Here is a 12,008-nt window from a genome sequence, read left to right as displayed (position 1 = left end):
CAAGTCGTATCCGGTATTAGACCCAGTTTCCCGGGCTTATCCCAGAGTGCAGGGCAGATTACCCACGTGTTACTCACCCGTTCGCCGCTCGTGTACCCCGAAGGGCCTTACCGCTCGACTTGCATGTGTTAAGCACGCCGCCAGCGTTCGTCCTGAGCCAGGATCAAACTCTCCAACAATGCTCTAGTTGAAAAATTCGACGTCCTGACAAACCAGAACCAATCTGGTCCATCTGTCCATCTCAAAGGAACCTCAAGACGAGGTTCAAATAAAAGCTCTACTGGCTTTCAATAGATCGACACACTGTTGAGTTCTCAAACAACACACGCACATTCATCAGAGGCCGCGTCAACGGCGCCTTCAGAAGGCTTTACTTCTAAGTTTTTTTGGTCTTGCGCTCGTCCCCCGGTTTCCGGGGCCCGTTCCGCGCTGACTTGGAATAAGTTACACGCCTGCCAGTGAGAGGTCAAATCGCGCCCCTCAAGCCCCGCTGCGGAGCAAAGCCGCAGGTGAGCGGCCCTACAACGGGGCTACCGCCACGCTATCGGACCTCAGCCAGTATGCAAGTGTGTCGCCCGTCACACCAACTTGTTTCCCGGTCCCGGTTTTGACCATGAAATCCGCCCATGACCTGGGCAAACATGCGAACAGGCCGCCAGTCGTACCGACTGACGGCCTGTGCTACGGAACTACCCGTTCAGGGTGAGACACGGACTCCGGCCATGTTGCGCTTGCCCTTACGGACCACCAGCCACTTGCCGTGCAGCAGGTCATCGGCCGTCGGACGCCAGTCATCAGCGGCGATACGCGTGTTGTTCACGTACGCGCCTCCCTCACTGACGGTCCGCCGCGCAGCCCCATTGCCCGCGACCAAGCCGCTCGCCACCAGCACGTCGATGATCGTCGGCTGGTCAGCCAGCCGTACCTCACCCGTCGGGACCTCGGACATGGCCGCGTCCAGCGTGCCGGCGTCCAGCTCACGCAGCTCGCCGCGGCCGAACAAGGCCTGCGACGCGGCGATCACCTGCTGGGTCTCCTTCTCCCCGTGCACGAGATCGGTGAAGACCTGGGCCAGCCTCTTCTGTGCGGCACGCATCTGCGGCTTTTCCTCGGTCTGCAGCGTGAGCTCGTCGATCTCCTCACGGGACACGAACGTCAGCATGCGCAGGTACTTCAGCGCTTCCGCGTCGTCGACGTTCACGAAGTACTGGTACCAGGCGTACGGCGAGGTCATAGCCGGGTCGAGCCACACGTTCCCGCCACCGGTGGACTTGCCGAACTTGCGTCCCTGCGAGTCCGTGACCAGCGGCGCGGTCAGCGCGTGCACGCTCTTCTGCTCGACCTTCCTGACCAGGTCGACACCGCCGATGATGTTGCCCCACTGGTCCTGGCCGCCGATCTGCAGCGTGCAGCCGTGTTTGCGGTAGAGCTCCAGGTAGTCGTTCGACTGCAGGAGCAGGTAGCTGAACTCGGTGTACGACATGCCGTCGCCTTCGAGCCTGCGTTTGACCGTGTCGCGCGCCAGCATCACGTTGACCGAGAAGTGCTTGCCCACGTCCCGCAGGAACGTCGGGACCGGCATGTTCGCCGTCCAGGTCAGGTTGTTCTCGATCAGCGCACCCGTGGGCGAGGCGTCGAAGTCGACGAACCGTTCGAGCTGACCGCGGATCCGCTCGGTCCACTCGGCCAGCACGTCCAGGGCGTTCATCGGGCGCTCGCCGGTGTCACGCGGGTCGCCGATCATCGCGGTCGCCTCGCCTGCCAGCACGATCGGCCGGTGCCCGGCCTTCTGGAACCGGCTCAGGCCAAGCAGCGGGACCAGGTTGCCCGCGTGCAGGCTGGGTGCGGTCGGGTCGAAGCCGCAATAGAGGGTGAGCGGGCCCGAGTCGAGATCACGGCGCAGGGCGTCGATGTCGGTGGACTGCGCGATCAGGCCGCGCCAGGACAACTCATCAAGGATGTGCTCACTCACGGTCCTCATCATCCCTCACCGCGTCGAGGGGTTATCGCACGGCGTTGATGTCCTGCGGGTACAAGATCTTCTTGTCGCCGCCGTGCTTGGCCAACGCCAGCATGGCCTTGCCGATCTGCTCGGTGCTCGTCACCGCCTTCATCCGCCTGATCAGCGGAAAGACCGGGCGCAGGATCGTGTAGGCAATCCGGTAGGCGGTCGTGCTCGACGTGGCGCCGTGCTTGGGCTCGATGAAGCCCGGCCGGACCATGTACGCGTTCGCATACAGCTTGAGCAGGTCGTTCTCGGTCTTGCCCTTCACCCGCGCCCACATCGTGCGGCCCTGCTCAGTGCTGTCGGTGCCCATCCCGGACACGTAGATGAAGCACGCATCCGGGTTGGCCTCATGCAGTGGGTTGGCCGCGGCCATGGTGATGTCGTACGTGACGCGCCTGTAAGCGTCTTCGCTCATTCCCGCCGAGCTGACGCCCAGGCAGAAGAAGCACGCGTCGTAGCCGGCGAAGTCGACCGCGGACTGATCGGTGAGGTCAGGCAGCACGGCTTCGGTCAGCTTCTCGTGCTGTTGGCCCAACGGCCGCCTGCCGACCGACAGCACCTGCTCCACGTCCGGATCCAGAAGGCATTCCCGCAGGACTCCGTACCCGACCATGCCGCTGGCGCCGTAGACGATCACCTTCACGACGTGAGCGTAACGGGCAACTCCCGCAGTCCACGACTACGGAACGACTCCCGCCACGTCAAGGTGTCCGTTGCGAGCGTCGCATGCGGGAACCTGCGGAACAGTGTCTCGACCGCGATCTCGAGTTCCATCCGGGCCAGCGGCGCGCCGACGCAGTAGTGGATGCCCGCACCGAAGGTCAGGTGCTGCGTCGAGGATTCGTTGGCCGCCTGGATGCCCAGCAGCACTGTCTGTCCTTTTGGGATGGTCTCGCCGCCGATTTCGACGTCCTCAGTGGGGAATCGACGGATCGCGTGCAGGTTCGGGTTGGCCACCCTGAGCAGTTCCTCGGTGTCCGCAGGGCCGTCGAACAGACGGAGGATGCTGTTGGCGATCAGGTGCACGGAGTTCTCGTGGCCGACCAGGAGAATCAGGAACGCCAGCGAGAGCAGTTCCTCTTCCGACAGCCGTTCGGCACCGTCACGGGCCTCGATCATCGCCGAGATCAGGTCGTCGGCGGGTGTTGTCCGCTTGGCCGCGATCAGGTCGAGCATGAACTGGTACATGCTGGCGATGGCATCGCGGGATGCGGTTGTCATCATCGCGTCTGTCCAGCCACGGAACTCCTCGACGCGATCGGCCGGCACGCCGAGCAGGTCGCCGATGGTGATGATCGGCAACGGCGCGGCGTACGCAGCCATCAGGTCGACCGTGCCGGTCAGGCCGTCGAGCAACCTGTCAGCAGTCGCCTGGATCTTGTCGCGCATCCCGGATACCTGGCGTCCGCTGAACGCGCCCGCGACCAGTTTGCGCAGCCTGGTGTGGTCGGGCGGGTCCAGGTTGAGCAGGTTCCGGTCCAGTGCGGGCGGCAGTTTGAAGCCGGTGTACCCGCCAGTGGAGTTGGCGCGGCTCAACGACAGCCGCGGATCGGCGAGGCCAGCGCGGACGGCGTCGAAGTCAGTGACCAGCCATGCCGTTGAGCCGTCTGGCAGCGTGATCTTCACGAGATTTGCTTCGTCCGTTTCCCGCCGCGGCGGTACGTGCTCACCGCGGGCGAATCCACCCAGAACCGCCATGGCACGTCCATCGCGACGGCCACACCGACGCGTGGCCCGCTGTAGACCTCCGCGACCGGCTCCCCTTCGTAGATCCGGACCGGCGAGTCGGGGCTGGTCAGGTCGACGCCGTTCTGCGCACGGTCGATGCCCAGCACACCGGTCAGCCTGGCCGGGCCTTTGGCCAGCTCGGAGTCGTTGCGTGCGCTCGGCCTGCGGGTGCGGGCCAGGTCGATGCCGTCGACGACCTCGCCCGCGCGGAGCAGCACCGCGCCGGGAACGCCGTCGGTCAGCGAGACGATGTTGGCGCAGAAGTGCATGCCGTAGACGAAGTAGACGTACAGATGGCCGGCCGGCCCGAACATCACGTCGTTGCGCGGGGTCCGGCCGCGGTAGCAGTGCGAGGCAGGATCGTCGCCACCCCGGTACGCCTCGACCTCTACCAGCCGGACCCGGACAATCCCTTGCGGGCTATGGGATTCGAGCACGCTGCCGAGCAGCAGCTTCGAGGCGTCAACGGGATCGATGGCCAGTTCGTCACGAGTCAGCTGCCTCACCGCAGGACCACTTCACCGTTCGGTGTCCTGATGGTGGCTTGCAGTCCGGTCGGCCCGTTGGCCACCGGGTAGTCGAGGCCGAGCGCCTTCAGTCCTTTGTAGACGTCATCCGGGTTGGGATCGGAGATCTGGAACAGCTCCAGCTGCGCGCCTTGCGCGGCATCCTCCGACGGGTGGCGTGTGCTGCCCCAGTCGATCAGGAACGGCAGGAGGCCCGGGAGCATCGGCGTCAGCTGCCACTGCAGCAACACGCCGTCCGGGCGTTCGCGGGACATCGGCACGACCGGCCCAGGGTCGTAGCCCTGGGCCTTCGCACGCTCCACCACGTCCTCGATGTCCTTCACCCTGACCGCCCAGGCCACCAGCTTCGGCTCGGTCAGCGTGTCAATGCCGAACGGCCGTGGCTGGTCAGGCTCCGGCTGGTCCGGATCGGGCCCGATCACCTCGAGGTACGCGCCGTCGCCCAGGTCGGCCAGCAGATTGCGGGTGCCTCGGCCGATGTGACGGCCGCCTTCGCTCAGGTCGATGCCTAAGTCGCCCGCGAGAGCCAGGTCCGGCACGGCGTACACGAGATGATCAAGAGCCACTACGTTCCCCTCACCCACGTCCTGTGCTCGGCGAGCCGGACGTTCAGACGTTCGCGCTGCTCGGCGACTCTATCGGGCGCGGTGCCGCCGTAAGCGTCACGTGACGCGATCGACCCTGACACGGTCAGCACGTCCCGGACTTCCGGGGTGAGGTTCGCGTTGATCTCGGCGAATTCGGCGTCGGTCAGCTCGTCGAGGCCGACACCGCGGGCCTCGGCCGCGCGGACACAAGCACCAGCGGCTTCGTGGGCGATCCGGAACGGCACGCCCTCGCGGACCAGCCATTCGGCGATGTCGGTCGCGAGCGTGAAGCCCTGCGGCGCGAGCTCGGCCATCCGGTCGGTGTCGAACGTCAGCGTGCCGACCATGCCCGCGATCGCGGGCAGCAGCAGTTCGAGCTGTTCGACCGAGTCGAACAGCGGCTCCTTGTCTTCCTGCAGGTCACGGTTGTACGCCAGCGGCTGCGCCTTCAACGTCGCCAGCAGGCCGGTCAGGTTGCCGATCAGCCGTCCTGACTTGCCCCTGGTCAGCTCGGCCACGTCCGGGTTCTTCTTCTGCGGCATGATCGAGCTGCCGGTGGCCCACGCGTCGTCGAGCACCGCGTACCGGAACTCGGCGGTGGTCCAGATGATCACTTCCTCGGCGATCCTCGACAGGTTCACGCCCAGCATGGCCAGCACGAACGCGATCTCCGCGGCGAAATCACGGGACGCCGTGCCGTCGATCGAGTTCTCGACCGGACCGTCGAAGCCCAGGTCAGCTGCCACGGCCGCCGGGTCGAGGCCGAGCGACGAACCCGCCAACGCACCCGAGCCGTACGGCGACAGAGCCGCGCGGGCGTCCCAGTCGCGCAGGCGCTCGATGTCCCTGGTCAGGGACTGCGCGTGGGCCAGCAGGTGGTGCGCGAGCAGGACGGGCTGGGCGTGCTGCAGGTGCGTGCGGCCCGGCATCACCGCGGTGTCGTGCTGCGTGGCCTGGGCGACCAGCGCGTCGATGACGTCGAGGGTTCCGGCGGCGACCCGGCGGGCGGCGTCCCGCAGCCACATCCGGAACAGCGTCGCGACCTGGTCGTTCCGCGACCGCCCGGCCCGGAGTTTGCCGCCGAGTTCCGGTCCCGCCCGCTCGATGAGGCCACGTTCGAGGGCGGTGTGCACGTCCTCGTCGGCGATGGTCGGGGTGAACGCGCCGGAGACCACGTCGGCCTCCAGGGTGTCCAGCGCCTTGAGCATGCCTTCGAGCTCGTCATCGGTCAGCAGACCGGCGCGGTGCAGCACGCGGGCGTGCGCCCGTGACCCGGCGATGTCATGCCTGGCCAGCCGCCAGTCGAAGTGCGTGGACGCGGACAGCGCCGCCATCGCGTCGGCCGGGCCAGAGGCGAACCTGCCGCCCCACAACGAACTCACTGTGCAAACTCCCTGGTCAAAGCTCGTGAGTGGACTGTCCGGTCACAACCGGCCAACCACTCACGAGGGGTCTTTCAGGCCTGCCATCGTGCTGAAGCGATCGGCCAGGTCCGAGCCGGTGAGCGGCTCGCGGGCGATCACCAGCACCGTATCGTCGCCCGCGATCGTGCCGACCACCTCGTGCAGTGCGGCCCGGTCGATCGCGCTGGCCAGGAACTGCGCGGCCCCGGGCGGGGTGCGCAGGACAGTCAGGTTGGCCGAGAAGTCGGCCGAGACGAGAACTTCGCCGAGCAGCCGGGTCAGCCGGGTCGTCCCGCCCTGCACGCCGCGCACCGGCGAGCCGTCCTCCGGGATGACGTACACGGGCGCGCCCGCGTCGGGGCCACGCAGTTTGACCGCACCGAGCTCGTCGAGGTCACGCGAGAGCGTCGCCTGGGTGACCTCGACGCCTTCCGCGGCAAGGATCTTGGCCAGCTCGGTCTGGCTGCGGATGGCCATTGTGGACACGAGCTCGACGATCCGCGCCTGCCTGGCGACCCGGGTGCCCGCGGTGGTCACGACTGCTCCAGCAGCCACACCAGCAGTGCCTTCTGCGCGTGCAGCCGGTTTTCCGCCTCGTCCCACACCGCGCTGGCCGGGCCGTCGAGCACCTCGTCGGTGATCTCCCAGCCGCGGTGTGCGGGCAGGCAGTGCAGCACGATCGCCTCCGGCGCGGCACGTTCCAGCATCGAAGCGTTGACTTGCAGGCGACGGAACGGCGTCACGCGGTCAAGGCCGTCGTTCTCCTGGCCCATCGAGGTCCACGTGTCGGTGGCCAGCACGTCCGTGCCGTCCACCGCTTCGTCCGGATCGGTCAGGATCGTGACGCTGCCACCGGTTTCCGCGGCCCGCTTCTTGGCGTCCACCACGAAGTCGTCCTGCGGCTGGAACCCTTCCGGGGCAACCAGTCGGACGTGCATGCCGGCCGTGACACCGCCGAGCATCAACGAGTGGGCCATGTTGTTGGCGCCGTCGCCGAGGTAGGTCAGCGTCAGCCCGGCGAGCTTTCCCTTGCGCTCCCGGATGGTCTGCAGATCAGCCAGCACCTGGCACGGGTGGAACTCGTCGGTCAGCGCGTTGACCACCGGGACCTTGGACACCGATGCCATCGCGTCGATGCGCTTCTGCGCGAACGTCCGCCACACCACGGCGTGCACGTAACGCGACAGCACGCGCGAGGTGTCCTCGATGGTCTCCTCACGGCCGAGCTGCATCATCCGGCCGTCCACGATGATCGGCTGACCGCCGAGCTGCGCGATGCCGACTTCGAACGACAGCCGGGTCCGGGTCGAGTTCTTCTCGAACAGCACCGCGATGCTCTTCGGACCGGCCAAGGGCTTGGGCCCCAACGGGTCGCGCTTCAGCTCGGCCGCGAGGTCGAGGACCGCGAGCTGTTCGGCCGGTGACAGGTCGTCGTCACGCAGGAAATGCCGGACGGTCACAATCCCTCCAAAGCTGCTGGCAAGTCGGCCACGAACCGCGCGGCGTCGTCGTGATCGAGGATCAGTGGTGGTGCCAGCCGGATCACGTCCGGCTGGATCGGGTTGATCAGATATCCGGCCTGCTGGGCGTTCGCGGCGGCGGCGGCGGAGACCTTCTCCCGCAGCATGATACCGAGCAACAGCCCGGCCCCGCGGACACCGCCGACCAGCGGGTGCTCCAGCCCTTCCACTCCGGCGGCGATTTCCTTGCCCACCGAGGAAACCTGGTCTAGCAGACCGTCCGAGGCGATCGTGTTCAGCACGGCGAGGCCGGCCGCGGCGCACACCGGGTTGCCGCCGAAGGTCGTGCCGTGATGGCCTGGTTGGAACAGGTTCGCCGCGTCACCGAACGCGATGCACGCACCCAGCGGCAATCCACCGCCGAGGCCCTTGGCCAGTGTGATGATGTCAGGCACGACACCGAACTGCTGGAACGCGAACCACGTGCCCAGCCGTCCGACGCCGGTCTGCACCTCGTCCAGGATCAGCAACGCGCCGTGCTTCGCGGTGATCTCCCGTGCCGCCTGGAGATATCCCTCTGGCGGCACGACGACGCCCTGCTCGCCTTGGACCGGCTCGACGACGAACGCGGCGGTCTCACCGTCCACAGCGGACTCAAGCGCGGCCACGTCGCCGAAGGGAACATGCGTGACGCCAGGCAGCAGCGGCTCGAACGGGGTGCGCTTGGGCGGCTGGCCAGTCAGTGTGAGCGCGCCCATGGTGCGGCCGTGGAAACCGCCATCGGTCGAGACCAGTTTGGCGCGCCCGGTCAGACGGCTCAGTTTCAGCGCCGCCTCAACGGCTTCCGCGCCGGAATTGGTGAACACCACCTTGCCTTCGACGCCCGCGACGTCAAGCAGGCGCTCGGCCAGCTCCAGGGCAGGCAGGTTGATGTTCAGGTTCGAGGTGTGGCCGAGCTTGCCGATCTGCTCGGTCACCGCGGCCACGATCGCCGGGTGCGCGTGCCCGAGCGCGTTCACCGCGATTCCGCCGAGCAGGTCAAGGTATCGGTTGCCGTCGGTGTCCCAGACGTACGCGCCCTCGCCTCGCTCGAGTCCCAACTTCGGCGTGCCGTAGTTGTTCATCATCGCGGCTTCCCACCGCTGCTGGAGCGTCATCACGCTTCCCCTTCGTCAGGTAGCACCATCGTGCCGACACCTTCGCTCGTGAACACCTCAAGCAGCACCGAGTGCGCCAGCCTGCCGTCGATCACGTGTGCCTGCGGCACCCCGCCACGGACCGCGCGCAGGCAAGCCTCCATCTTCGGCACCATGCCGCTTGCCAGGTCCGGCAGGATCTTCTCCAGCTCGACCGCGCCGATCCGGTGCACCAGCGACGATTTGTCCGGCCAGTTCTTGTACAGCCCTTCCACATCGGTCAGGACGACAAGTTTGCGTGCCTTCAACGCGACGGCCAGTGCGGCCGCCGCGGTGTCGGCGTTCACGTTGTGCACAATGCCGTCGACGTCCGGGGCCACTGTGGACACGACCGGAATCCTTCCGGCCGCGACGATGTCCTCCACGGCAGCCGGGTTGACCGTCACCACGTCGCCGACGAGGCCGAGATCGACTTCCTCGCCGTCGATCTCCAAGCCGCGACGTTCAGCGGTGAACAGATGCGCGTCCTCACCGGAGATTCCGACCGCGTACGGGCCGTGCGCGTTGATCAGGCCGACGAGCTCGCGGCCGACCTGGCCGACGAGGACCATCCGTACCACGTCCATGGCTTCCGGTGTGGTGACCCGCAAGCCGCCGCGGAACTCGCTTTCGATGCCGAGTTTGGACAGCATCGAGCCGATCTGAGGGCCGCCGCCGTGCACGACCACCGGCCGCAGCCCGGCCAGTCGCAGGAACACCATGTCCTGGGCGAAAGCCTGCTTGAGTTCGTCGTCGACCATGGCGTTGCCGCCGTACTTGACCACCACGAGCGCGCCGTGGAACTCCTGTAGCCACGGCAAAGCCTCGATGAGCACCGCAGCCTTGCGGTCCGCGTTGTTGTTCATGACGAATAGGCGCTGTTCTCTTCGACGTAGTCGTGCGAAAGGTCAGTGGTCAGAATGGTCGCTGCGCCCTGACCAAGCGCCAGTTCGATGATGATGTCGATGTCCCGGCCGGACAGGTCCGCGTTCGACCGGTCCTCGCCGCGGGTTCCCTTGTCCATCACGCGGATCCCGTTGATCACAATGGACAGCTGGTCCGGGTCGATCTGCGCCTGTGCCCGGCCGAGCGCCATCGCGATCCGGCCCCAGTTCGGATCCGAGCCGAACAGCGCGGTCTTCACCAGGTTGTCCTCGGCCACGATCCGTCCGATGTGGACAGCCTCGGCCTCGGTCGCCGCGCCGGTCACGGTGATCGAGATTTCCTTCGTCACGCCTTCCGCGTCGCCCTGCAGCTGCTTGACCAGGTCGGCGCTCACCTCGGTGAGCAGCTTCTCGAAGTCCTCGCCGGCCGGCTTGATCCCGGACGCACCGGAGGCGAGCACCAGCACGGTGTCGTTCGTGGACGTTCCGCCGTCGACATCGAGGCGGTCGAACGTGTTCGAGGTCGCTTTGCGCAGCGCGGCGTCCAGGGTGTCCTTGTCGACGTCGGCGTCGGTCGTGATCACCGAGAGCATGGTCGCCATGTTGGGCGCCAGCATGCCCGCGCCTTTCACGAAGCCGCCGATCGACCAGCCCTGCTCGTGTGCCTTCCACGACTGCTTTGGCCGGGTGTCCGTGGTCATCACGCCTGTCGCGGCGTTCAACCCGGCCTCGACGGTGTTGTCAAGGCTCGCTTTCGCGGTGTCCACACCGGACAGAACCTTGTCCATGGGCAGGCGTTCACCGATCAGGCCGGTCGAGCAGACCGCCACCTCGATCGCGCCGCACTCAAGGACTTCCGCGACCTTCTCGGCGGTGGCGTGTGTGTCCTGGAAGCCTTCAGGGCCGGTACAGGCGTTCGCGCCGCCGGAGTTGAGCACAACGGCCTTGAGTTTGCGCTCCTTGAGCACCTGCTGGGACCACAGCACCGGCGCGGCCTTGACCTTGTTGGTGGTGAACACGCCCGCGGCCGCGTTGTTCGGGCCGTCGTTCACCACCAACGTGAAGTCCAAAGCGCCATTCGCCTTGATACCCGCGGCAACCCCGGCGGCCCGGAATCCGGCAGGCCCGGTGACACCCTTGTCACGGTTCACGGTGCGACTCCCACAGTAGAAAGCCCGGTCGTCTCGGGCAGCCCGAGAGCGATGTTCATGCACTGCACGGCGGCACCGGCGGTGCCTTTGGTCAGGTTGTCGATCGTCGCGACGACGATCAGCCTGCGCAAATCCGGGTCGACCGTGACCTGCAACTGGACGGCGTTGGACGCCAGCACGGCACCGGTCGTCGGCCAGCTCCCGCTCGGCAGAACGTGCACGAACGGCTCGTCGGCGTATGCATTGTCATACGCGGCAAGGGCGTCATCGAGGGTCTTGCCCGGCTTGAGGGTGGCACTGCACGTGGCCAGGATGCCGCGCGGCATCGGCGCGAGAACGGGCGTGAAGCTCACCGAGATCTTCTCGTTGGCGACCTTGCTCAGGTTCTGCACGATCTCCGGGGTGTGCCGATGCGTACCGCCGACGCCGTACGCACTGACCGAGCCCATCACCTCGGAACCCAGCAGATGCGGCTTGAGCGACTTGCCCGCGCCCGACGTGCCCGACACCGCGACGATGACGGCTTCGGGCTCGACCAGACCGTCCTTGAACGCAGGAGCCAAGGCCAACGACGAGACCGTCGGATAGCACCCGGGCACCGCGACACGCTTCGCGCCTTTGAGCTTTTCCCGCTGCCCCGCGAGCTCCGGCAGGCCGTATGGCCAGGTGCCTGCGTGGTCGCCGCCGTACCAGCGCTGCCAGGCCGCTGGGTCCTCCAACCGATGGTCCGCGCCGCAGTCGATGACCAGGGTGTCCTCCCCCAGCTCGGCCGCGATCTTGGCGGACTTGCCGTGCGGCAGCGCGAGGAACACGACGTCATGCCCGCTGAGCTGCTCGACCGTGGTGTCACCGAGCACGCGGTCGGCGAGCGGCAGCAGATGCGGCTGGTACTGGCCGAGCGTCATGCCCGCACTCGCACCGGCGGTCAGCGCCCCGATCTGGACATCGGGATGCCCGAGCAGCAGGCGCAGCACCTCACCACCCGCGTATCCGCTCGCTCCCGCCACCCCTACCCGTACAGTCATATGGATGATTATGCACAAGCATGCAAAGTCACTCAATCGATAATGGTCCGAGATCACACC

General features: G+C 66.7%; 12 protein-coding genes and 1 rRNA gene. All 13 read right to left on the bottom strand.

The window, feature by feature from the left end; genetic code table 11:
* A 16S ribosomal RNA gene (locus tag B9C43_RS40655) occupies window positions 1-179 on the bottom strand; the annotation flags it as partial.
* A gap of 518 nt (window positions 180-697) precedes the next feature.
* Window positions 698-1,972, bottom strand: a complete 1,275-nt coding sequence (gene tyrS, locus B9C43_RS40650; RefSeq protein ID WP_084432756.1) for a tyrosine--tRNA ligase — start codon at window positions 1,970-1,972, stop codon at window positions 698-700.
* A 31-nt stretch (window positions 1,973-2,003) separates the two neighbouring features.
* Entirely contained in the window at window positions 2,004-2,651 is a 648-nt protein-coding gene (locus B9C43_RS40645; RefSeq protein ID WP_084432755.1) for a Rossmann-fold NAD(P)-binding domain-containing protein, read from the bottom strand.
* Window positions 2,648-3,706 carry a cytochrome P450 gene (locus B9C43_RS40640; RefSeq protein WP_084432754.1) on the bottom strand — a complete coding sequence of 353 codons (1,059 nt, stop codon included), beginning with the start codon at window positions 3,704-3,706 and terminating at the stop codon, window positions 2,648-2,650. Before B9C43_RS40640 ends, B9C43_RS40645 begins: the two co-directional genes overlap by 4 nt.
* The gene (locus tag B9C43_RS40635) at window positions 3,631-4,242 is read right to left on the bottom strand and encodes a DNA-3-methyladenine glycosylase (RefSeq protein WP_033391179.1); all 612 of its coding nucleotides are present in this window, start codon (window positions 4,240-4,242) and stop codon (window positions 3,631-3,633) included. The genes B9C43_RS40640 and B9C43_RS40635 overlap by 76 nt, the downstream gene beginning before the upstream one ends.
* Window positions 4,239-4,829 (bottom strand): VOC family protein, encoded by a 591-nt coding sequence (locus B9C43_RS40630; protein ID WP_084432753.1) that lies wholly within the window; start codon window positions 4,827-4,829, stop codon window positions 4,239-4,241. Before B9C43_RS40630 ends, B9C43_RS40635 begins: the two co-directional genes overlap by 4 nt.
* Window positions 4,829-6,232 (bottom strand): argininosuccinate lyase, encoded by a 1,404-nt coding sequence (argH, locus tag B9C43_RS40625; RefSeq protein ID WP_084432752.1) that lies wholly within the window; start codon window positions 6,230-6,232, stop codon window positions 4,829-4,831. The genes B9C43_RS40630 and argH overlap by 1 nt, the downstream gene beginning before the upstream one ends.
* Before the next feature lie 60 nt (window positions 6,233-6,292).
* Entirely contained in the window at window positions 6,293-6,790 is a 498-nt protein-coding gene (locus B9C43_RS40620) for an arginine repressor (RefSeq protein WP_084432751.1), read from the bottom strand.
* The gene (gene argF / locus B9C43_RS40615; RefSeq protein ID WP_084432750.1) at window positions 6,787-7,713 is read right to left on the bottom strand and encodes an ornithine carbamoyltransferase; all 927 of its coding nucleotides are present in this window, start codon (window positions 7,711-7,713) and stop codon (window positions 6,787-6,789) included. Before argF ends, B9C43_RS40620 begins: the two co-directional genes overlap by 4 nt.
* A complete protein-coding gene (locus B9C43_RS40610; protein WP_084432749.1) occupies window positions 7,710-8,870 on the bottom strand; it encodes an acetylornithine transaminase in 1,161 nt (386 codons plus the stop codon). The genes argF and B9C43_RS40610 overlap by 4 nt, the downstream gene beginning before the upstream one ends.
* Window positions 8,870-9,754, bottom strand: a complete 885-nt coding sequence (gene argB, locus B9C43_RS40605) for an acetylglutamate kinase (RefSeq protein WP_033391170.1) — start codon at window positions 9,752-9,754, stop codon at window positions 8,870-8,872. The genes B9C43_RS40610 and argB overlap by 1 nt, the downstream gene beginning before the upstream one ends.
* Entirely contained in the window at window positions 9,751-10,923 is a 1,173-nt protein-coding gene (gene argJ / locus B9C43_RS40600) for a bifunctional glutamate N-acetyltransferase/amino-acid acetyltransferase ArgJ (protein WP_084432748.1), read from the bottom strand. Before argJ ends, argB begins: the two co-directional genes overlap by 4 nt.
* Window positions 10,920-11,948 carry an N-acetyl-gamma-glutamyl-phosphate reductase gene (gene argC / locus B9C43_RS40595; RefSeq protein ID WP_033391168.1) on the bottom strand — a complete coding sequence of 343 codons (1,029 nt, stop codon included), beginning with the start codon at window positions 11,946-11,948 and terminating at the stop codon, window positions 10,920-10,922. Before argC ends, argJ begins: the two co-directional genes overlap by 4 nt.
* Window positions 11,949-12,008 lie beyond the last annotated feature (60 nt).

The sequence above is a fragment of the Kibdelosporangium aridum genome (assembly GCF_900176515.1).
GTDB classification, from domain to species: Bacteria; Actinomycetota; Actinomycetes; order Mycobacteriales; family Pseudonocardiaceae; genus Kibdelosporangium; species Kibdelosporangium aridum.
The sequence above is the reverse complement of the archived record's forward strand: the minus strand, read 5'-3'. Positions and strand labels throughout refer to the sequence as shown.

Coding starts and splice junctions, on each gene's coding strand:
- argC (WP_033391168.1), bottom strand. CDS start 11,948: ATGACTGTACGGGTAGGGGTGGCGGGAGCGAGCGGATACGCGGGTGGT.
- B9C43_RS40610 (WP_084432749.1), bottom strand. CDS start 8,870: ATGACGCTCCAGCAGCGGTGGGAAGCCGCGATGATGAACAACTACGGC.
- argB (WP_033391170.1), bottom strand. CDS start 9,754: ATGAACAACAACGCGGACCGCAAGGCTGCGGTGCTCATCGAGGCTTTG.
- B9C43_RS40640 (WP_084432754.1), bottom strand. CDS start 3,706: ATGGCGGTTCTGGGTGGATTCGCCCGCGGTGAGCACGTACCGCCGCGG.